The following is a 20,800-nucleotide window of genomic DNA, read 5'->3' on the forward strand; positions in this document are numbered from 1 at the left end:
CGTCGCATCACCAATTTTCGACCGAGCTCGCGCCAATGACGGGTGGGTGAATGCCAACCGAACGCCGGTCATCGTGCTGCCGTCGCGCCGTCCGACGCCGGCACCGCGATCGCGGCAAGGCTTTCCATCGCGCTCAGCACCTCTTCGGCGGTGATATCGGCCATGGTCCTGCGATCGATGTGCCGGTGCGGTCCGAACCGGAAGCCCCACGTGGCCGACCGCGTCGGCCCGAACAGCCCGACGCCGGGAACGCGCGCCAGGTCGGCGGCATGCAGCATGCTCGAATCGATCCCCAGGAAGACGTCGGCCTCGGCGACCAAACCCATGGCGAGATCGAGCGGTAGGCCGAGATGGGGAATCACCCGCGCGCCCTCACGCCCGACGTTGAGTTCCTCGTGACCCATCCCCACGATCCAGGCCACGAAGTCGCGATGGCGCGACAAGAACCGGTCCAGCACGTCGATGAACCGGGTCGCGGGCCAACGCTTTTCCGGCCAGTCGGTGTCGGCGTGGACGACGAGCACGTGGTACCCGCGGGGCAGCGCGGCGCGCATCGACCTGGCCTGCTCCCGCACGGCCGGCGGAATGGGCAATGGCTGGGCATACGCTTCGATCCGCGCCGACGGATCGAACACGTGCGCCAGCTTGAACATCTGGTCGGCCGAGTGACACGCCCCTTTTGCGATCGCGATGTCATAGGAGTCGTAGTCGTTCTTGAACCCGACGCTCGTGGGGGGAGCGAGCCGTCGCCGAAGGGCGCGGAAAGTCTCCGAGGGGATGGCGAACGACAGGGTGTTGATCAGCAGGTCGACGGCGCCGACTTGCGCTGCCAGCGCGTCGTAATCGCCACTTCGGTCCGAGGGTAGGTCGCCGGAGTGGAATGCCGTCGTGTCGATCAGGAGCGGACTGACCTCCCGGAAGCACAGATCGAACGGCACTTTCGGGCAGATGAGCGTCAACGGCGCGGCGAAGATCTCGCCCAGCGCCCGCATGGCCGGCAGCGTCAGGACGGCGTCGCCGATCTTGGCCTCGAAATAGACGGCGGCCCGGGCGGTCGACAGGGGGCCGCCCGGCGCGCCGCATTCAGGGCTTTGCGAGTCCAACACCATCCTCCGCGCGGAGCTTAGACCGTGAGCCCGGCCGTGCTCAGCGCGTCAGCGTGATCGCGCTCTCCGGGCAGTTCTTCTCGGCGGTGTCGGCCTGTGCCTCGAGTTCGCCGGGGACGTCGGCGACGAGCACGACGCAGTGGCCGGCCTCGTCGGCGTCGAAGACGTCGGGTGCCAGGGTGTAGCAGCGCCCGTGCCCGGTGCAGCGGTCGGCGTCGACGGCAATGCGGGTCATGGCACCGAAAAGACCAGCGGCAACGACTCCACCGAGCGCAAGGCGGCGGTGTAGGTCAGCTGGGTGCCCGGCTTGATCTCGTAGTCGGGTATGCGCCGGTGGAATTCGCGTAACGCCACCCTCAGCTCCATGCGGGCCAGGTGAGAGCCGAGGCAGCGGTGGGGACCGCCCCCGAACGCGCGGTGCCGGTTGGGGTTGCGGGTGAAGTCCACCAGCTCGGGATCGGCGAACTCGGCCGGGTCGGTGTTGGCCGCGCCCAGCAACGGGCTGACCCGCTCACCCTTGCTGATGGGACAACCGCCCACCTCGACGTCCTGGACCGCGACCCGTGCGACGCCGGGCACCGGCGTCTCCCAGCGCAATAACTCCTCCACGGCGCCGGGCAGGATGTCGGGCTGATCGACCAGCTGACGGCGGTGTTCGGGGTGGCGCGCCAGGTACACGAAGAAGCAGTCGAGCGAGTCGGTCACCGTGTCCAGGCCCGCGATCAGAAACAGGAAGCAGATGTCGAGCAGTTCTTCGCGGGACAGCGGCCGGCCGGCGACGTCGGCGGCGATCATCGCCGAGAGCACGTCGTCGCGGGGGCGGGCGATGTGGTCGTCGATGGCGCGGTCGAAGTAGTCGTAGATCTGTTGCGCCACCCCGGCGGAGCTCTCGTGTCGCCGGTCGAAGCCGGAGTCGCCGTCCGGGCGGATCACCCCGTCCTTCCACTCCAGAAACCTTTCGAGGTCTTCCAGCGGCAACCCGAGCAGCTGCAGGAAGACGGTGCACGGCAGCGGCACCGCGAACTCGGTGTGGAAGTCGCACTCGCCGCGATCCGCGAAGCCGTCGATCATCTCGTTCACCAGCTCGGTGACGCGAGGCTCGCGCCGGGCCATCTCCCGCGGCGTGAACAACGGGTCGAGGATGCGGCGGTACTTCGCATGCTCGGGCGGGTCGATCTGCAGGGGGATCAGCGGCCGCACGTTGCCGAGGTCGACCGCGTCCATGTTCGACGAGAACACTTCGGTGTGTTTGAGGGCCATCTCGATGTCGGCCAGCCGGCTGAGCACCACCGCCTGCGGCGACCGGAACACCGGGCTCGATTCGCGCAACGCCTTGTACATCGGCTGCGGGTCCGCCAGACCGGTCACCGTCTGGTCGACGAACCCCTCGGTATCTGTCATCTGGTCAGACTGGCACCAACGTCCCCGCCGGGCAATGGTCAATGCTAAGCGGTCGCACAATCGCCGCGCGGCGCTCAACTTTGCAGGTGAATCCGTTCGCCGTGCGGCCCGAGGATCATGATGGCCTCCACCGGGCCGTCGGACGCCCCGAACCAGTGCGGTGTCCACGTGGAGAACTCGACCGCTTCACCCGGTGCGATGGTGAAGTCGCGGTCGCCCAGCAGCAGCCGCAGCCGGCCGGATAGGACGTACATCCAGTCCTGGCCCTCGTGCACCGGCAACTCCGCGGGCGGGGTGCGACGCCGGGTGCTGACCCGGACCTTGAAGGCGTGCAGGCCACCGGCCGGGCCCTGGCGCGTCAGCGGCCAATACGTCACCCCGTGGTGGGTGTGCGCGGCGCCGCGCACCCGCGGATCGTGGGCTTCGGGGGGCTGCAACAACTCGTCGGTGCTGACCGACAGCGCCCGCGCCAGGCGCGGCAGGTGATCGAGGGCGAGCCGGCGCTTTCCCGACTCGAGGCGGCTGAGCGTCGAGACGTCGATGCCGGCGCGCGCACCCACCTCTTGCAGCGTCATGCCCCGCTGCGAGCGCAGCTCCCGCAGCCGGCGGCGCACCTGAAGATCGATATCGGGGGCGGTCTTTGCCTGCATGGCAAATAAGCTTGGCAAGCGCGACGCGACTGGGCAAGCTCGCGGTATGGAAACTTCGTGCAATTCCGATGACGCCCGGCGGTTCTGGGAAGAGCGGTACGGATCGACGGATCGGGTGTGGAGCGGACAAGTCAATCCGCGCCTTCTCGAGGTGGCTGCCGATCTGCCTGCGGGCCGGGCCCTCGACTTGGGCTGCGGGGAGGGCGCCGACGCGTTGTGGCTCGCCGAGCGCGGGTGGCAGGTCGTTGCGGTCGACGTCTCGGCCACCGCGCTGCAACGAGCGGCGGAGGCCGCGTCCACGCGAAACATGGCTGATCGCATCGACTTTCAGCGGCACGACCTGAACGAGACCTTCCCCGAAGGGACGTTCGACCTGGTGTCGGCCCAGTACTTCCATTCCCCGGCCCGATTGGAACGCGAGGCCGTGCTGCGGCGCGCGGCCGGCCAGGTGAATCCCGGTGGGGTGCTGCTGATCGTTGACCACGGGGCGGCCCCGCCGTGGGCGCAGCACCACGAGCACTCCTTCCCCGGCATCGAGGAGGTGATCGCGTCGTTGCAGCTGAACCCGGCCGACTGGACCCGGGTGCGGGCCGAAACAGTCGACCGGGAGTTGGTCGCCGACGGCCAAAAGGCCACGGTGCCCGACAATGTCATCGTCCTGCGACGCACGGGGTAGCTCTCAGGCCGCGTCGTGGAAGATCAGCCCCAGCGCGTAGCGTTCCCCGGAACGCACCACCGACACCCCGTGGCGCACCGGCGCCGCGGACCAGCCGCGACTGGAGGGCACCGGCCGCTCCCGCGTGGTGAACACGAATCCGTGGCCCTGCGGCAATTGCGTTGCCATACCCCGGGATTGGGCCCGCGGCCGCTGCTCGACGAGCAGGAATTCGCCGCCGGTGTAGTCGGTGCCGGGCTCGCTGAGGTTGATCACCACCTGCAGCGGAAACACCAAGTCGCCGTAGAGGTCTCGGTGCAGCGCGTTCCAGTCGCCCGCGCCGTACTTCAGCATCAGCGCGGTGGACCTGGTTTGGCCGGCGGCGTGGCAGATCGCCAGCCAATCGTCCAGCCTGTCCGGCCAGGGCGCGTCGCGGCCGAGTTTGCCCCACCAGTCGCGGGCGATCGGCAGCAGCCGCGGGTAGAGCGCCTGCTTGAGTTCGTCGAGGGGGGCGGGGTAGGGCGCCTGGAAGTAGCGATACTGCCCGGCGCCGTACCGCCTGGGCGCCATGTCGATGGTCGAACGGAACAGGGCGTCGTCGGAGTAGAGCTTGCGGAGCCGCGCCGCCTCGCTGGTGGTGACCAGCCTCGGCAGTAGCGCCCCGCCGTCTTCGTTGACCGCGCCGGCGATGGCGTCCCAGTCGCCGGAGTCGACGCGCTTCTTCCACCGCGACATCTGGCGCCCTTTCGTGTGCCTGCCTGCCAGGTCCACGATAGAGCCGCGCACGCGATGGTTGCTGGCCCCGGCTTCGGGCAGGGAGTACCGTGGATCGTCGCGGACGAGTTGGCCGGGCGGCCGCGGACCGTCGCAAGGCGGTCCGAGGAAAGTCCGGACTTCGCAGAGCAGGGTGATTGCTAACGGCAATCCGAGGTGACTCGCGGGACAGTGCCACAGAAAGCAGACCGCCACCCTCGCGGTGGTAAGGGTGAAACGGTGCGGTAAGAGCGCACCAGCATCCCGGGTGACCGGGGTGGCTCGGCAAACCCCACCCGAAGCAAGGCCAAGAAGGCCGCACCGAAAGGTGCGGCCGCGCAGGCGTTCGAGGGTTGCTCGCCCGAGCCTGCGGGTAGGCCGCTCGAGGCACCCGGTGACGGTGTGCCCAGATGGATGGTCGCCGCCGCGCATCTCCGGTCGCCGGAGGTGCGTGGAACAGAATCCGGCTTACAGGCCAACTCGTCCGCCCCGCCTCAGGCGTCCGCGAAACTGTATTCCGCGACGCGTTCGCCGAGTGAACCCGTCGCCAGTTACAGCCTCGCGGGGCGGAGCGCCCCGCTCAGCCGACCTTGTGCACCGCCTTGGCGAGCTTGCGCAACGCGTCGTCGAGCTGCCGTTCGCACCGCTCGGCCAAGTCGGCCTCCTGCTGGTACAGCACGCCGTAGGTGAAGGTGTCCTCGCCGGCGGCGTGCGCGGTTTCGGATTCGTGGCGCAGGTGTTCGCGGCTGACCACGCTGTCCTGATGGTCGCCGAGCAGCGACTGAACGGCCTTCGCCTGCTCGGACACCCTGTCGGCGCCGGTGGCGGCGGCGGTATACCGAAGGCGCTTGGCCCGCTTGCGAATCCGGTGGACCGCTTCGTCGCGCGCGTGCTGGTCCCCGGGTTGTTCGCCGGCCACCTGGGCGGCGGCCTTGGCGGCCTTGCGGACCTTCTTGTAGGCGGCGTCGATGGTGACCGGCGCGTGTTCTTCGCCCGGGGCGCTGCCCGGGGGTTGCGCCGCGATCGCATCGAGGGCGTCGAGCAGACGGAAGTAGCGCTGCGACCGCATGGCGATCAGCGACCGGCGCAGCCCGGTCTGGTAGCGCCGCTGCGCGCCGCCGACCAGACGCTCGTGCACTGGCCCGCGCACCAAATCCGGTGTGAGGCCGTCCAGTTGACGCTCGTAGCGCTCCGCGAGGACCTCGGCGTCGCGCGCGATGCCGAGGATGCCGGCGAGCTCGCGCAGTTCGTCGAGCACCCACCCGTCGTCGTCGGGCAGCCCGAACGACTCCTGGTAGTCACGCAGCAGGCTGCGCAGCTTGCGGGTGGTGACCCGCATCTGGTGAATGGAGTCGAACGCGTCGGCCCGCACCGCGCGGTCCCACACCAACAGTTCGCGAATCTGCTCGTCCACCGCCCGCTGCAGCGGGTTCTCGGCGGCCGGCGCGCCGTCGGGTTGGGGCGTCGTGCCGAGTACGCGGGCCAGCTTGGAGGCGTGACCGGCCGGCGCGGCGCCGGCGTCGAGCAGTCGATTGCCCAACCGGTTCAACAGCTCGGTGTCCGGGGCCCCAGTCGTTTCGACCAGTTCGAGTTCCCACTCGCGCCACTCCTGCTGGGTGGGCTCCACGTCGGCGTCCTCGGAAGCGCGGGCCGACCAAGCGGTGACGTGGTCGTTGCAGAACTCAGCGAGCGGTGTGTCGTCGGCCGCATACAACACCTGGGTGTCGCGCCGGGTGGTGATGCGGGCGACCGGTTCGAGCGGGCGGTCGCGCACGATCGCCAGCACTACGTCCACCAGCTCCTCCGGCACGGTGTCGGGGCCGCCCGGGCCCGAGGCGTCCAGCGGCGCCCGGACTTCGGTGCGGGCCTCCGGCCCGGCCGGCAGCTTCAGGTGCCATCCCGCGTCCGCGCCCCCGGTGCGGCGGCGCAGGGTGATCTTGTTGCGGGCGAGGTCCTGTGCGGGGGTGTCGAAGTACGTCGCGTCCAGTGTCTGAGTGGGCGACTTCTCGACGTGCGCCACCGCGGCAATGCCTTCGAACGATGGGGACACGGTGGACTCGCCGACGTCGAACTTGCGTTCCACCTCGCGATGGCGCGAGGTTTGCGGCGCTTTTCCAGGCATTTTCGGCTCCGTTGAGGGCGCGTCGCCGCGGCCATGAAGGGACGATGATGAAGGGTTCCCATAGCCTGCCATACCGCGGTGGGGCGGATGGCGGCACCGGCCGCTGACCGGCGCGGCGGCCGCGGCGTCACGGGGGCGGCGGCGGCGGGTCTTCGCGCAGATGCATTGCCAGGCCGCTCAGTTCGCGGATCGTCTCGATTTCGGGATCGCGGTACGGCCGTCCGTCGGGCACCAGCACATCGTGGAACCACTCGGCCGGCATGGCCGTGTACGGGTGCTCCCAGGAGTCCCACGGATAGAACGTCTGTGTCTTCCCGGCGACCAGCCCCCAGTGGAACGCGCCGACGTTGTAGCGCTTGGCGACGGGCAGCACACCCGGGATGGTGCTGCCCAACGTCCGCGCCAGGTATTCGGTGCACAGGATCGGTCGCCCCTGGGGTGTGAGCTCGCCGATGCGGCTTTCGAACTCCGCCGGCGGGCCATAGCAGTGGAAGGTGATCACGTCGGAGTTGTCCAGCTGGATGCCGCTGAACACGCTGCGCCGCCCGGGGTCCGCCCACTCGCCGTCCCAGACCCCGCTGGTCAGCGGCTGAGACGGATCGACCGAACGCGCCCAGCCGAACACCTGCGGCAGCAGGTCGGCGACCAGATGCAGCTTGTCGGGCCGCTCGACCGCGCGGTAGTGCTTCGAGGGATTGTCGGGTTCGTTCCACAGGTCCCACCCGAGCACGCGGTCATCGGTGCGGAATTGGGTCAGCACGCCGGTGACGTAGCTGCGCAGGGTCTCGACGTAGCCCGGGTCACCGAGGTGTTCGGCGCCCGGGCTCTGCACCCAACCCGAGTTGTGCACGCCGGGCCTCGGCGGGCGTTGCGGGCCCGCCGCGGGATGAGGATCCCAACAGGAGTCGAACAGGACGAACAACGGCTTGATGTCGTGGCGCGCCGTGATGTCGACGAACTGGGCGAGGCGGGTCTGGAACCCCCGACGGTCCTGCGCCCACAACAGGTCGTGCAGGAACACCCGCACCGCGTTGAGGCCGTCGGCCCGCGCCCAGCCCAGCTCGGTGTCGATGCGTCGCGGGTCGAACGTCTCGGCCTGGAACATCTCCAGCTGGTTGATCGCGTTCGACGTGATGTAGTTCGCCCCGACCAACCAGCCCTGCGCCTGATACCACCGGTTGGCGCGCTCGGGGGACCAGCGGCTTGCCTGCGGCGAGGTGCCAGGCGCGGGTTGCGCGGCCGCGCGAGGTGCTCGGGCCAGTGCAGCGCCTCCTGCCAGTGCCAGCGGTACCTTCAGCACCGTTCGACGGTGCACCAGGCCACCACGAATCCCCGGTTCGATGTGTTCACCCTCGCTCTCGGAGTAGAGACTTCATCCGAGAACAATCGTACCCGCCTGCCACACAACGATTTTCGGAATTGACAGGATCGGGCGGGCGAAACGTGTGGTTGCCTCCGTCAGAAGCAGTGCTCGTCGGCGGGGAAGGTCCCCTCGGCCACCTCTCGCGCATATTGCGTCGCGGCCCGGCGCAATTCCCCGCCGACGTCGCCGAACCGCTTGACGAAGCGGGCGGCCTTGCCGCTGTTGACCCCGGCCATGTCCTGCCAGACCAAAACCTGGCCGTCGCAGTTCGGGCCGGCGCCGATCCCGACGGTCGGGATGGTCAGCTTGCCGGTGATCTGGGTGGCCAATTCGGCGGGCACCATCTCCATGACGACGGAGAACGCCCCGGCTTCGGCGACGGCGATCGCGTCGGCGACGGTCTGTTCCGCGGCGTCACCGCGGCCCTGCACCCGGAAGCCGCCCAGGCTGTTCACGCTCTGCGGCGTGAACCCGATGTGCGCCATCACCGGGATGCCCGCCGCGGTCAGGCAGGCGATCTGCTCGGCCACCCGCTCGCCGCCCTCGAGCTTGACGGCGTGGGCGCCGCCCTCCTTCATGAACCGGGTGGCCGACGCGAGTGCCTGGCTCGGCCCCGCCTCATAGCTGCCGAACGGCAGGTCCGCCACGACCAGGGCGTGACGCGCACCGCGCACCACGCCGCGGACCAGCGGAATCATTTCGTCGATCGAGACCGGCACCGTGGTGTCGTAGCCGTACACGACGTTGGCGGCCGAGTCGCCGACCAGCAAGACCGGGATGCCCGCCTCGTCGAAGATGCGGGCGGTCGAGTAGTCGTAGGCCGTGAGCATGGCCCACTTGTGCCCCTCGGCCTTCATCCTCTGCAGGTGGTGCGTGCGGATCTTGGTGAGCGGCTGCGCCTGTTCTGACGTGCCCGCACCATAGACGTTCTGCTCAGACATCGTTGTCCCTGTGGGTGGTCGGGTCGATCCTCGTGGCCCTGAACGGGTCCCCGGGTTCGTCTGACGGTGTCATTCTGCCATCTCTTGTGCGCAGTTGCACCGGGCCTGTGATGTGAGACATACCATGCTCGGCCGCTCGCAGGGCGGCCGATAACCGCACGGTGGTGCCGCTCACGAGAATCTCAGCTTTCCTCTGGCAGCATATGTTGGCATGGGTCTGTCTCGCCGCGGCAAGTTCGCGCGCACGCTGCTGGTTTCGACAACGGTCGCTGCCGTCGCGCTCCTGCTCGCGGGCTGTGTGCGCGTCGTCGGCGGGCGCGCGCTCCTGGCCGAACCCAAGCTGGGGCAGGCCGTGGAGTGGACGCCGTGCCGGTCATCGAACCCGAAGGCCAAGATCCCCGCGGGCGCGCTGTGCGGCAAGCTGGCGGTGCCCGTGGACTACGACCACCTCGACGGCGACGTCGCGACGCTGGCGATGATCCGGTTCCCCGCCACCGGCGACAAGATCGGCTCGCTGGTGATCAACCCCGGCGGGCCCGGCGAGTCGGGTATCGAGGCCGCGCTCGGTGTCGTTCAGTCGCTGCCGAAGCGGGTCCGCGAACGATTCGACCTGGTGGGCTTCGACCCCCGCGGGGTGGGATCGTCGCGGCCGTCCATCTGGTGCAACTCCGACGCCGACAACGACCGGCTGCGTACCGAGCCGAACGTCGACTACAGTCCCGCCGGGGTGGCCCACATCGAGGACGAGACCAAGCAGTTCGTCGGCCGCTGCGTCGACAAGATGGGCAAGAACTTCCTGGCCAACGTCGGCACGGTCAACGTCGCCAGGGACCTGGATGCGATCCGCGCGGCGCTGGGCGACGACAAGCTGACCTACCTCGGCTACTCGTACGGCACGCGGATCGGCTCCGCCTACGCCGAGGCGTACCCGGAGAGGGTGCGGGCGATGATCCTCGACGGCGCCGTCGACCCCAACGCCGACCCCATCGAGGCGGACCTGCGCCAGGCCAAGGGTTTTCAGGACGCGTTCGACGACTACGCCACGGACTGCGCGAAGCAATCGAGTTGCCCGTTGGGCACCGACCCGGCCAAGGCCGTCGACGTCTACCACAGCCTGGTCGACCCGCTGGTCGACCCGAACAACCCGATGGTCGGCAGGCCGGTCCCCACGAATGACCCGCGGGGACTGAGCTACAGCGACGCCATCGTGGGCACCATCATGGCGCTGTACTCGCCGACGTTGTGGCATCACCTGACCGACGGGCTGAGCGAACTGGTCAACCACCGCGGGGACACGCTGCTGGCGCTGGCCGACATGTACATGCGCCGCGACGCGCACGGCCACTACACCAACGCCACCGACGCGCGGGTCGCCATCAACTGCGTCGACCAACCGCCGATCACCGACCGCGCCAAGGTGATCGACGAGGACCGCCGCTCGCGGGAGATCGCGCCGTTCATGAGCTACGGCACCTTCACCGGCGACGCCCCGCTGGGCACCTGCGCGTTCTGGCCGGTGCCGCCGACGAGCAAGCCGCACACCATCTCCGCGCCCGGGCTGGCCCCGACCGTGGTGGTGTCGACGACCCACGACCCGGCGACCCCCTACAAGGCCGGCGTCGATCTGGCCAACCAGCTGCGCAGTTCGCTGCTCACCTACGACGGCACCCAGCACACGGTGGTGTTCCAGGGCGACAGCTGTATCGACAACTACGTCACTGCGTATCTGGTCGGCGGTTCGACGCCGCCCAGCGGCGCAAAGTGCTAGGGCGCGTAGGGGTCTGACGTCCAGCGCAACCGCACACCCGGTGCGCGGCGCAGACGAGATCAAGGCGTAATCGTTTCGCGCCGCTTCGGGAACCCGCGGCTGACACGATGACTGCCATGTCGCGCCTGAGACCGTTGAGTTCGGCGCTGGTGTCGTTCGGGCTGTTGGCCGCGCAATCGGTGGGAGGACCGGCGGTCGCGGGCGCCACCCCCGAACCCGGTGCCGGGCAGACCGCGGCCCCGAGGCCGTCGGCGGCGACGCCGCAGACATGGGGGAGTTGCGGTCAATTCGCCACGGACACAACCGGTGTCCCCACCGCGCAGTGCACCACGGTCCCCGTCCCGGTCGACTACGACAACCCGGGAGCCGGGCAGGCCAGGCTGGCGGTGATCCGCGTGCCGGCCACCGGCCAGCGCATCGGCTCCCTGCTGGTCAATCCGGGCGGCCCCGGCGGGTCCGCGGTGGACATGGTGGCCAACATGGCAGCGGATCTGGACGGCACCCCCATCAGGCGCAACTTCGACCTCGTCGGCTTCGACCCGCGGGGGGTGGGCCACTCGACCCCGGCCCTGCGCTGTCGCTCGGACGCCGAGTTCGACGCCTACCGGCGCGAGCCGATGGTGGACTACAGCGCGGCCGGCGTGACGCACATCGAACAGCTCTACCAACAGCTGGCCCAGCAGTGCATGAGCCGCATGGGGCCCGGCTTCCTGGCCAACGCCGGCACCGCGTCCGTGGCGCGCGACATGGACATGGTCCGCCAGACGCTGGGCGACGACCAGATCAACTACCTCGGCTACAGCTACGGCACCGAGCTGGGCACCGCGTACCTGGAGAAGTTCGGGTCCCACGTCCGGGCGATGGTGCTCGACGGCGCGATCGACCCGACCGTCGGCCCGGTCGACCAGAACGTTGCGCAAATGGCGGGATTCCAAACCGCGTTCAACGACTACGCCGCGGACTGCGCCCGCTCGGCGGGCTGCCCGCTGGGCACCGACCCGGCCCAATTCGTCAACCGCTACCACGCGCTGGTCGACCCGTTGGTGACCAAGCCCGGCCGCACGTCGGACCCGCGCGGCCTGAGCTACGCCGACGCGACCACCGGCACCATCAACGCGCTCTACACCCCGGCGCACTGGAAGTATCTGACCAGCGGCCTCCTCGGCCTGCAGCGCGGGACCGACGCGGGAGACCTGCTGCTGCTCGCCGACGACTACGAGGGCCGCGACCGCGGCGGGCACTACACCAACGATCAGGACGCCTTCAACGCGATCCGGTGCGTCGACGCGCCCGCGCCGAAGGATCAGGCGAGCTGGGTCTCCGCCGATCAGCGCATCCGCCAGGCGGCGCCGTTCCTCAGCTATGGGCAGTTCACCGGGAACGCGCCCCGCGATCTGTGCGCGCTGTGGCCGGTGCCGGCGACGTCGACACCGCACATCCCGGCGCCCGCGGCGCCGGGCAAGGTCGTCGTCGTCTCCACCACGCACGATCCGGCCACCCCGTATCAGGCCGGGGTCAACCTGGCCCGCGAGCTGGGCGGCCCGCTGATCACCTACGACGGGACGCAGCACACCGCGGTGTTCAACGGAGACCAGTGCGTGGACGCCGCCGTGATGCGTTACCTCGTCGCGGGCACGTTGCCGCCCCCGGCCTACCGATGCCGATCCTGACCGCACTGAGCAGCCTGTTTGCAATGTTCGCAATTGTTCCGATCGCGCGTCGGTAACACAGAATTAACAGCTGTTGCCTACTGTTTCGGTTATGGATCGCCAGAAGGAATTCGTCCTCCGAACGCTGGAGGAACGGGATATCCGCTTCGTTCGGCTGTGGTTCACCGACGTGCTCGGTTTTCTTAAATCAGTCGCCATCGCCCCGGCCGAACTCGAAGGCGCCTTCGAGGAGGGCATCGGCTTCGACGGATCCTCGATCGAGGGCTTCTCGCGGGTCTCGGAGTCCGACACCGTGGCCAACCCGGACCCGTCGACCTTCCAGGTGCTGCCGTGGGCGTCCGGCGGCCACCACCACTCGGCGCGAATGTTCTGCGACATCACCATGCCGGACGGCTCGCCGTCCTGGGCGGACCCGCGGCACGTGCTGCGCCGCCAGCTGCAGAAGGCCAACGACCTGGGATTCTCCTGCTACGTCCACCCCGAAATCGAGTTCTTCCTGCTGAAACCCGGCCCCGACGACGGCTCGGTGCCCGTCCCGGTCGACAACGCGGGCTACTTCGACCAGGCCATCCACGACTCCGCATCGAACTTTCGCCGCCACGCGATCGAGTCACTGGAATTCATGGGCATTTCGGTGGAGTTCAGCCACCACGAGGGCGCGCCCGGCCAGCAGGAGATCGACCTGCGCTTCGCCGACGCCCTGTCGATGGCCGACAACGTGATGACGTTCCGCTACGTCATCAAGGAGGTCGCGATCGAGAACGGCGCCCGCGCGTCGTTCATGCCCAAGCCGTTCGGGCAACACCCCGGCTCGGCGATGCACACCCACATGAGCCTGTTCGAGGGCGACGTCAACGCGTTCCACAGCCCCGACGACCCGCTGCAGCTGTCCGACGTGGGCAAGTCATTCATCGCCGGCATCCTGGAGCACGCCTCGGAGATCAGCGCGGTCACCAATCAATGGGTCAACTCCTACAAGCGGCTGGTGCAGGGCGGCGAGGCGCCCACCGCGGCGTCGTGGGGGGCGGCCAACCGGTCGGCGCTGGTGCGGGTGCCCATGTACACGCCGCACAAGACGTCGTCGCGACGCATCGAGGTGCGCAGCCCCGACTCGGCCTGCAACCCCTACCTGACGTTCGCGGTGCTGCTGGCCGCCGGCCTGCGCGGGGTGGAGAAGGGCTACGTGCTGGGGCCCCAGGCCGAGGACAACGTGTGGGATCTGACGCCCGAGGAGCGGATCGCGATGGGCTACCGGGAGCTGCCGACCAGCCTGGACAGCGCGCTGCGGGCCATGGAGTCCTCCGAGCTGGTCGCGGAGACGTTGGGGGAGCACGTTTTTGACTTCTTCCTGCGCAACAAGCGCACGGAGTGGGCCAACTACCGCAGCCACGTCACGCAGTACGAGCTGAGCACCTACCTGTCGCTGTAGCCGGCGGCGCGGTCGACGGGGTGCCCGCCTTGCCCCTGACCGCAGGTGGGTTGCGATACCGTCGTGGTCGTGACCAAACCCGCGACGCAGCGTCCCCGGCTGCCCAGCGTGGGCCGGCTCGGCCTGGTCGACCCGAGGGCGACCGATCGCCTGACGCAGCTGGGTTGGTATGACCACGACGACCAGGCCCACGTCGACCTGCTGTGGTCGCTGTCGCGAGCACCCGACGCCGACGCCGCCCTGCGCGCCCTCATCCGGCTGGCGGAAAACCCCGACACCGACTGGGACGAGCTCAACGCCGCGCTGCTCACCGAACGGCCGCTGCGCGGGCGGCTGTTCGCCGTGCTCGGCTCGTCGCTGGCCCTGGGCGATCACCTGGCCGTCCATCCGGAGTCGTGGAAACTGTTGCAGGGCAAGGCCAAACTCCCCACACACGACGAGCTGCGTGCGGTGTTCACCGAGTGTGTCGACGCGGCGTCGGACGCGCCCGGTTCGGTGGTGACGCGCCTGCAGAACCTCTACCGCGACCGGCTGCTGGTGCTGGCCGCGCTCGACCTGGCCGCGACGGTGGAAGACGAACCGGTGCTGCCGTTCACCTTGGTGGGCGCGCACCTGTCGGACTTGGCGGACGCCGCGCTGGCCGCCGCGCTGCGGGTGGCCGAGGCCAGCGTGTGCGGCGACCGCACGCCACCGCGGCTGGCGGTCATCGCGATGGGCAAATGCGGTGCCCGCGAACTGAATTACGTCAGCGACGTCGACGTCATCTTCGTCAGTGAGCGCGCCGATGCGCTCGCCACCCGGCTGGCCGGCGAGATGATGCGGGTCGCGTCGGAGGCCTTCTTCCAGGTCGACGCCGGGCTGCGGCCCGAGGGCCGCAGCGGTGAGCTGGTCCGCACCGTCGAGTCGCACATCGCCTACTACCAGCGCTGGGCGAAGACCTGGGAGTTCCAGGCGTTGCTGAAAGCCCGCGCGGCCGTGGGCGACGCTGAGCTCGGTGAGCGCTACCTGACCGCGTTGATGCCGATGGTGTGGGTGGCCTGCGAGCGCGAGGACTTCGTCGTCGAGGTGCAGGCCATGCGCCGCCGGGTCGAGCAGCTGGTGCCCGCCGACGTGCGCGGCCGCGAGATCAAACTGGGCAGCGGCGGGCTGCGCGACGTGGAGTTCGCGGTGCAGCTGCTGCAGCTGGTGCACGGCCGCAGCGACGAATCGCTGCACGTGGCGTCCACGGTGGACGCGCTGGACGCCTTGGGCCAGGGCGGCTACATCGGGCGCGAGGACGCGGCGAACCTCACCGCGTCCTACGAGTTCCTCCGGCTGCTCGAGCACCGGCTGCAGCTGCAGCGGCTCAAGCGCACCCACCTGTTGCCGGAGGCCGAGGACGAGGAGGCCGTGCGCTGGCTGGCGCGCGCCGCCCACATCCGGCCCGACGGGCGCCACGACGCCGCGGGCGTGCTTCGCGAGGAGCTGCGGCACCAGAACCTGCGGGTCTCCCAGCTGCACGCCAAGCTCTTCTACCAGCCGCTGCTGGAGTCGATCGGCCCGGCCGGTTTGGAGATCAGGCACGGCATGACGTCGGAGGCCGCCGAGCGGCAGCTGGCCGCGCTCGGCTACGAGGGCCCGCAGACCGCGCTCAAACACATGTCGGCGCTGGTCAACCAGAGCGGCCGGCGCGGTCGCGTGCAGTCGGTGCTGCTGCCCAGGCTGCTGCACTGGATGTCCTACGCCCCCGATCCCGACGGTGGCCTGCTCGCCTACCGCCGCCTGAGTGAGGCGCTGGCCGGGGAGAACTGGTATCTGGCCACGCTGCGCGACAAGCCCGCCGTGGCCAGGCGGCTCATGCACGTGCTGGGCACCTCCGCCTACGTGCCGGACCTGTTGATGCGCGCCCCGAGGGTGATCCAGGACTACAGCGACGGTGCGGCCGGGCCGAAGCTTCTCGAGGCGGACCCGGCCGCGGTGGCCGGGGCGCTGATCGCGTCGGCCGGCCGCCACCACGACGCGGTGCGCGCGATCGCCGCGGCCCGCACGCTGCGCCGTCGGGAACTGGCCCGCATCGGCTCGGCCGATCTGCTGGGTTTCTTGGAGGTCACCGACGTCTGCCGGGCCCTGACCTCGGTATGGGTGGCCGTGCTGCAGGCCGCGCTGGACGCGATCATCCGCGCCAACCTTCCCAGGGACGGCTCCGAAAAAGGAAGAGCGCCGGCCGCGATCGCGGTGATCGGCATGGGCAGGCTGGGCGGCGCCGAGCTGGGCTACGGGTCCGACGCCGACGTGATGTTCGTGTGCGAGGCGGCGACCGGTGTCGAGGACTCGGTGGCGATCCGGTGGTCCACGACGGTCGCCGAGCAGGTGCGCACCCTGCTGGGCACGCCCAGCGTCGACCCCCCGCTGGAGGTCGACGCCAACCTGCGGCCCGAGGGTCGGCAGGGCCCGCTGGTGCGCACGCTGGGCTCCTACGCCTCCTACTACGAGCAGTGGGCGCAACCGTGGGAGATCCAGGCCCTGTTGCGCGCCCACGCGGTCGCCGGCGACGCGGAGCTGGGCCAGCGGTTCCTGGTGATCGCCGACAAGACCCGCTATCCGGCCGACGGGGTGTCGTCGGACGCGGTGCGCGAGATTCGCCGCATCAAGGCCCGCGTGGACGCCGAGCGGCTGCCGCGCGGCGCCGACCCCAACACCCACACCAAGCTGGGCCGCGGGGGACTGGCCGACATCGAATGGACCGTGCAGCTGGTGCAGTTGCTCCACGCCCACGACATGCCCACCCTGCACAACACCTCGACGCTGGGGTCGCTGGACGCGATCGAGGCGGCCGGCCTGGTTCCCGCCGACGAGGTCGACCTGCTGCGGCAGGCGTGGCTGACCGCCACCCGGGCCCGCAACGCGCTGGTGCTGGTCCGCGGCAAGCCGACCGATCAGCTGCCGGGGCCGGGACGCCAGCTCAACGCGGTCGCGGTGGCCGCGGGTTGGCCGTCCGACGACGGCGGGGAGTTCTTGGACAACTATCTACGGGTGACGCGGCGGGCAAAAGCCGTGGTGCGGAAGGTGTTTGGAAGTTGAGTCAGGAGGCCGGCGCGTTGGACGCCATATTCGAGGTGCTCGACGCGGCGGAGGCTGATCGAGTCAAAGCCCTGTATGCCCCGTTGGCCGAGGCGGTGCGCGAACTCGTCGACGCCACCATCCGCACCGAAGTCGACGACGACGTCGTCGCCCAGGCGCGCTCCGCCATCGAGGCCGTCACCGCGTCGCTGCGGCAACGGACCCGGCCGGTCGGGGTGACCTACCGCGTCAACGGCCGCCCGCTGCCGCTGGGCAACGCCGCGATCGGCGTGTGCAATCCGATCGCGCCGCCGATCGTCGTCCACCACGACGGTGGCGGCCGCTGCTGGAGCGAGTTCGTCCTCGGCTCGGCGTACGAGGGTCCGCCCAAACTGGTGCACGGCGGCGTCAGCGCCCTGGTGCTCGACCACATGCTGGGCGAGGCGGCCAGCGAGGGGCTGTCCAAGGCGCGGTTCACCGGAACCATCACCGTGAAATACCTGCGCGGCACCCCGCTGGGCCCGCTGCGCTGCGAGGCGTGGGTGGAGGGCAAGGAGGGCCGCAAAGTCTTTGCGCGCGGGACGATCTCGGACGCCGCCGGCGTCACGGTCGAGGCCGAGGGCGTGTTCATCGAGCCGGCGTGGGCGCGGGAAGGCCAATGAAGTTCTATATCAGCAGTGCCTTCCTGAACACCCGGGAGATCATCGAACTCGCCAAGGCCGCCGACGAACTCGGCTACGACGGCATCGGGATTCCCGACCACGTCGTCAACCTGGAGACCTTGGACACCCCGTACCCCTACACCAAGGATGGGCAACGGCGGTGGCAGCCGTTCACCGACTGGCCCGACCCGTGGGTCCTCATCGGGGCGCTGGCTCAGGTCGCCACGCGCCTGCGGTTCGTCAACACCGTCTACATCCCCGCGATGCGCAACCCGTACTCGGCGGCCAAAGCCATTGGCACCGCGGCGGTTCTGGCCGAGGGCCGGGTGGAGCTGGGCATCGGTGTCGGCTGGTGCCGCGAGGAATTCGCGTTGATGGGCGAACAATTCGAGGCTCGTGGGAAGCGGACCGACGAGATCATCGACCTGATGCGGGCGTTGTGGCGGCCCGGATGGACGGAGTTCGAGGGCGAGTTCTACCGGGCGCCGCGGCTGGAGATGGAGCCGACGCCGCCGCCGATCCCGGTGTATGTCGGCGGGCTCAGCGACATCGCGCTGCGCCGTGCGGCCCGCAACGACGGCTGGATCGGTGACCTGATCAAGACCGAACGCGCCATCGAGGCCGTGGGCCGGCTGCGGGAGTTGCGCGCCGAAAGCGGGCTTTCCATGGACGATTTCACCGTCCTGACGCCGCTGACCGACGCCTTCACCACCGCCGACTATCGGCGTGCCGCCGACGCCGGCATTAGCGGCATCATCACCATGCCGTGGATGTTCTACGCCGGGCCGGACGCCTCGTTGGCAGACAAGATCGACGGCATGCAGCGCTTCCGCAAGGACCTCGCCCTCGACGGGTGAGTTGCCTTCTCGGGGTTTTCGCCGCGACACGTACCTGTTGCGACGACACGCCGACGCGTTCGCAGTGGTTTATGTCTAGCGGATGCGAGACCGGGCGGATGCTGGGCCAAAGGCTCGCGCCGGCGAGCCGGCTCCGCACGGTGATGGCATGAGCCGGCAACGGCGGCACGCTCGGCTCCCGGTCGGCGAGGCGCGGAGGGATTGGCGGGGGATCCGCAGAGACGAAGCCGCCCGCGCGGCAATCGGCAATGCGATCGCGGCGCGGGCGGCGTCGTCAGGCGAATAACCCTCGACTCAGACGTCGTAGTAGAGCGCGAACTCGTACGGGTGCGGCCGGATCTGGACCGGCAGGATCTCGTTCTCGCGCTTGAAGCTGATCCACGTCTCGATCAGGTCCGGCGTGAAAACGCCGCCCTCGGTGAGGTATTCGTGGTCCTCTTCCAGCCGGTCGATCACCGCGGACAGCTGGGTGGGCGCCTGCGGGATGTTGGCGGCCTCCTCCGGCGGCAACTCGTAGAGGTCCTTGTCGACCGGGGCCTGCGGCTCGATCTTGTTCTTGATGCCGTCGAGCCCGGCCATCAGCATCGCCGAGAACGCCAGGTACGGGTTGCCCGACGAGTCGGGGCAACGGAACTCCAGCCGCTTGGCCTTCGGGTTGCTGCCGGTGATCGGGATGCGCACGCAGGCCGAACGGTTGCGCTGGCTGTAGACCAGGTTGATCGGCGCCTCGTAACCCGGGACCAGTCGCTTGTAGGAGTTGACGGTCGGGTTGGTGAAGGCCAGCAGCGACGGGGCGTGGTGCAACAGGCCGCCGATGTAGTGCCGCGCGGTGTCCGACAGGCCGGCGTACCCGGTCTCGTCGTACATCAGCGGGCTGCCGTCCTTCCACAGCGACTGGTGGGTGTGCATGCCGGAACCGTTGTCGCCGAACAGCGGCTTGGGCATGAACGTGACGGTCTTGCCCGCTTGCCACGCCGTGTTCTTGACGATGTACTTGTACAACTGCATGTCGTCGGCCGCGTGCAGCAGCGTGTTGAACTTGTAGTTGATCTCGGCCTGCCCGCCGGTGCCCACCTCGTGGTGGCCCTTCTCCAGGCTGAAGCCGGCCTTGATGAGGTTCGACAGCATGTCGGCGCGCAGGTCGACGTAGTGGTCGACGGGCGCGACCGGGAAGTACCCGCCCTTGGGGCGGACCTTGTAGCCGCGGTTGGGGCTGCCGTCGTTCTCGGTCGGCTCGCCGGTGTTCCACCACCCCGAGATCGCGTCGACCTCGTAGAACGACCCGTTGGTGCGCGAGTCGAAGCTCACCGAGTCGAAGATGTAGAACTCGGCCTCGGCGCCGAAGTAGGCGGTGTCGGCGACGCCGGTGCTGATCAGGTAGTTCTCCGCCTTGCGGGCGATGTTGCGCGGGTCGCGCGAGTACGGCTCGAGCGTGAACGGGTCGTGCACGAAGAAGTTCAGGTTCAGCGTCTTGTGTTCGGTGAACAGGTCGATCTGCGCTGTCGCGGGGTCGGGCAGGAGCAACATGTCGGATTCGTGGATGGACTGGAATCCGCGAATCGACGAGCCGTCGAAGGCCAGGCCGTCCTCGAAGACGCTCTCATCGAAGAACGAAACCGGAATCGTGAAGTGCTGCATGATGCCTGGCAAGTCACAGAACCGGACGTCGACAAACTCGACGTTCTCGTCCTTGACGAGTTTGAAGACGTCGTCGGGCGTCGTTTCCGTCACAGAAAAGCTCCTTTACTCGTGAGATCCGCGGCCTGACGCTATGGAGCAGATGTTGCCCGCCAGTCAACCCCGTGTTGCGCGCAGGTTACGCGACCGATGTCGTGCGCGAAACAGGTGGGGTCTGGGGCGGGTTCTATTGTGGGGCCATGGATCGCAAGATCGTATCTGGTTGTTCTCCCGAGCGCAGCGTTCCCTGTCTGCCGAGCGCCGGGCTCGGCCGATGACGCCGGAATCGCGATCCACCTACCCCGGTGAGAGGTTGGGCCTGCCGGAGAGCGGGCCCGGATCCCTGGCCCCGATGGGCCGCCGCCTGGGCGCGCTGATGATCGACTGGCTGATCTCCTACGGCCTGGCGGCGCTGGCCATGCGCTTCGGCGTCTTCTCCGAACACACCCTGGCGACGGCGGTGCTGGTCATCTGGTTCGTGCTCGGCGTCGTCTCGGTGCGGCTGTTCGGCTTCACGCTCGGGCAGCTGGTGCTGGGGCTGCAGGTGGTGACGCTCGATGGTCACGCGGCGGTCGGCATCGTCCGCGCGGTGGTGCGGGGCGTGCTCGTCGGCACCGTCGTCCCGGCGTTGTTCACCGACTGGGATGGCCGCGGCCTGCAGGATCGGTTGACCGCAACGGCGGTCGTGCGCCGCCGAAGCTGATCGC

General features: G+C 69.2%; 17 protein-coding genes and 1 other RNA gene. 9 read left to right on the forward strand and 9 right to left on the reverse strand.

All coding sequences use genetic code 11. The annotated features are described in order from the left end of the window. Positions 1–68: 68 nt before the first annotated feature. The 4 genes from U8D42_RS06910 to U8D42_RS06925 all read right to left on the reverse strand — a co-directional run bounded on the left by U8D42_RS06910 (position 69) and on the right by U8D42_RS06925 (position 3,157). On the reverse strand, positions 69–1,103 hold the full coding sequence (locus U8D42_RS06910; protein WP_322861158.1) for a glycosyltransferase family 9 protein: 1,035 nt from the start codon (positions 1,101–1,103) through the stop codon (positions 69–71). Positions 1,104–1,146: 43 nt separating this feature from the next. Next, positions 1,147–1,341: a ferredoxin gene (locus tag U8D42_RS06915; protein ID WP_322861157.1), complete on the reverse strand. Its 195-nt coding sequence runs from the start codon at positions 1,339–1,341 to the stop codon at positions 1,147–1,149. After that, on the reverse strand, positions 1,338–2,507 hold the full coding sequence (locus U8D42_RS06920; protein ID WP_085242296.1) for a cytochrome P450: 1,170 nt from the start codon (positions 2,505–2,507) through the stop codon (positions 1,338–1,340). The genes U8D42_RS06915 and U8D42_RS06920 overlap by 4 nt, the downstream gene beginning before the upstream one ends. A 74-nt stretch (positions 2,508–2,581) precedes the next feature. After that, positions 2,582–3,157 (reverse strand): helix-turn-helix domain-containing protein, encoded by a 576-nt coding sequence (locus tag U8D42_RS06925; RefSeq protein ID WP_085242297.1) that lies wholly within the window; start codon positions 3,155–3,157, stop codon positions 2,582–2,584. 46 nt (positions 3,158–3,203) lie between these two features. On the opposite strand from U8D42_RS06925, the gene U8D42_RS06930 reads away from it, so the two are divergent. Next, a complete protein-coding gene (locus tag U8D42_RS06930) occupies positions 3,204–3,833 on the forward strand; it encodes a class I SAM-dependent methyltransferase (RefSeq protein WP_322861156.1) in 630 nt (209 codons plus the stop codon). A gap of 3 nt (positions 3,834–3,836) precedes the next feature. On the opposite strand, the gene U8D42_RS06935 is transcribed toward U8D42_RS06930, so the two are convergent. After that, on the reverse strand, positions 3,837–4,547 hold the full coding sequence (locus U8D42_RS06935) for a 2OG-Fe(II) oxygenase (protein WP_322861155.1): 711 nt from the start codon (positions 4,545–4,547) through the stop codon (positions 3,837–3,839). Positions 4,548–4,651: 104 nt separating this feature from the next. On the opposite strand from U8D42_RS06935, the gene rnpB reads away from it, so the two are divergent. Further along, positions 4,652–5,052, forward strand: an RNA gene (rnpB, locus tag U8D42_RS06940) — RNase P RNA component class A. 93 nt (positions 5,053–5,145) lie between these two features. On the opposite strand, the gene U8D42_RS06945 is transcribed toward rnpB, so the two are convergent. The 3 genes from U8D42_RS06945 to panB all read right to left on the reverse strand — a co-directional run bounded on the left by U8D42_RS06945 (position 5,146) and on the right by panB (position 8,991). After that, entirely contained in the window at positions 5,146–6,687 is a 1,542-nt protein-coding gene (locus U8D42_RS06945) for a CYTH and CHAD domain-containing protein (protein ID WP_322861154.1), read from the reverse strand. Positions 6,688–6,814: 127 nt separating this feature from the next. Next, positions 6,815–8,002 carry a 1,4-beta-xylanase gene (locus tag U8D42_RS06950; RefSeq protein ID WP_322861153.1) on the reverse strand — a complete coding sequence of 396 codons (1,188 nt, stop codon included), beginning with the start codon at positions 8,000–8,002 and terminating at the stop codon, positions 6,815–6,817. Between the two features lie 143 nt (positions 8,003–8,145). Continuing rightward, entirely contained in the window at positions 8,146–8,991 is an 846-nt protein-coding gene (panB, locus tag U8D42_RS06955; RefSeq protein ID WP_322861152.1) for a 3-methyl-2-oxobutanoate hydroxymethyltransferase, read from the reverse strand. A 211-nt stretch (positions 8,992–9,202) separates the two neighbouring features. Here panB and U8D42_RS06960 point away from each other — a divergent pair, with 211 nt between their 5' ends. From U8D42_RS06960 to U8D42_RS06985, 6 genes are all read left to right on the forward strand, one after another. Further along, the gene (locus tag U8D42_RS06960; protein WP_322861151.1) at positions 9,203–10,759 is read left to right on the forward strand and encodes an alpha/beta hydrolase; all 1,557 of its coding nucleotides are present in this window, start codon (positions 9,203–9,205) and stop codon (positions 10,757–10,759) included. Positions 10,760–10,866: 107 nt separating this feature from the next. Further along, positions 10,867–12,429, forward strand: a complete 1,563-nt coding sequence (locus U8D42_RS06965) for an alpha/beta hydrolase (protein ID WP_322861150.1) — start codon at positions 10,867–10,869, stop codon at positions 12,427–12,429. A gap of 91 nt (positions 12,430–12,520) precedes the next feature. After that, the gene (locus tag U8D42_RS06970) at positions 12,521–13,858 is read left to right on the forward strand and encodes a glutamine synthetase family protein (RefSeq protein ID WP_322861149.1); all 1,338 of its coding nucleotides are present in this window, start codon (positions 12,521–12,523) and stop codon (positions 13,856–13,858) included. A gap of 63 nt (positions 13,859–13,921) precedes the next feature. Beyond that, complete coding sequence (locus U8D42_RS06975; RefSeq protein ID WP_322861148.1) at positions 13,922–16,918, forward strand: bifunctional [glutamine synthetase] adenylyltransferase/[glutamine synthetase]-adenylyl-L-tyrosine phosphorylase; 2,997 nt, start codon at positions 13,922–13,924, stop codon at positions 16,916–16,918. Next, entirely contained in the window at positions 16,915–17,559 is a 645-nt protein-coding gene (locus U8D42_RS06980; protein WP_085242304.1) for a PaaI family thioesterase, read from the forward strand. Before U8D42_RS06975 ends, U8D42_RS06980 begins: the two co-directional genes overlap by 4 nt. Beyond that, positions 17,556–18,416: a TIGR03619 family F420-dependent LLM class oxidoreductase gene (locus U8D42_RS06985; RefSeq protein ID WP_322861147.1), complete on the forward strand. Its 861-nt coding sequence runs from the start codon at positions 17,556–17,558 to the stop codon at positions 18,414–18,416. Before U8D42_RS06980 ends, U8D42_RS06985 begins: the two co-directional genes overlap by 4 nt. 294 nt (positions 18,417–18,710) lie before the next feature. Here the strand turns inward: U8D42_RS06985 and glnA are convergent, their stop codons facing one another. Continuing rightward, positions 18,711–20,147 carry a type I glutamate--ammonia ligase gene (gene glnA / locus U8D42_RS06990; protein ID WP_007170851.1) on the reverse strand — a complete coding sequence of 479 codons (1,437 nt, stop codon included), beginning with the start codon at positions 20,145–20,147 and terminating at the stop codon, positions 18,711–18,713. A 220-nt stretch (positions 20,148–20,367) separates the two neighbouring features. Here glnA and U8D42_RS06995 point away from each other — a divergent pair, with 220 nt between their 5' ends. Then, positions 20,368–20,796 (forward strand): RDD family protein, encoded by a 429-nt coding sequence (locus tag U8D42_RS06995; protein ID WP_322861146.1) that lies wholly within the window; start codon positions 20,368–20,370, stop codon positions 20,794–20,796. Positions 20,797–20,800 lie beyond the last annotated feature (4 nt).

This window comes from Mycobacterium europaeum (assembly GCF_034555895.2).
Classification (GTDB): Bacteria; Actinomycetota; Actinomycetes; order Mycobacteriales; family Mycobacteriaceae; genus Mycobacterium; species Mycobacterium europaeum.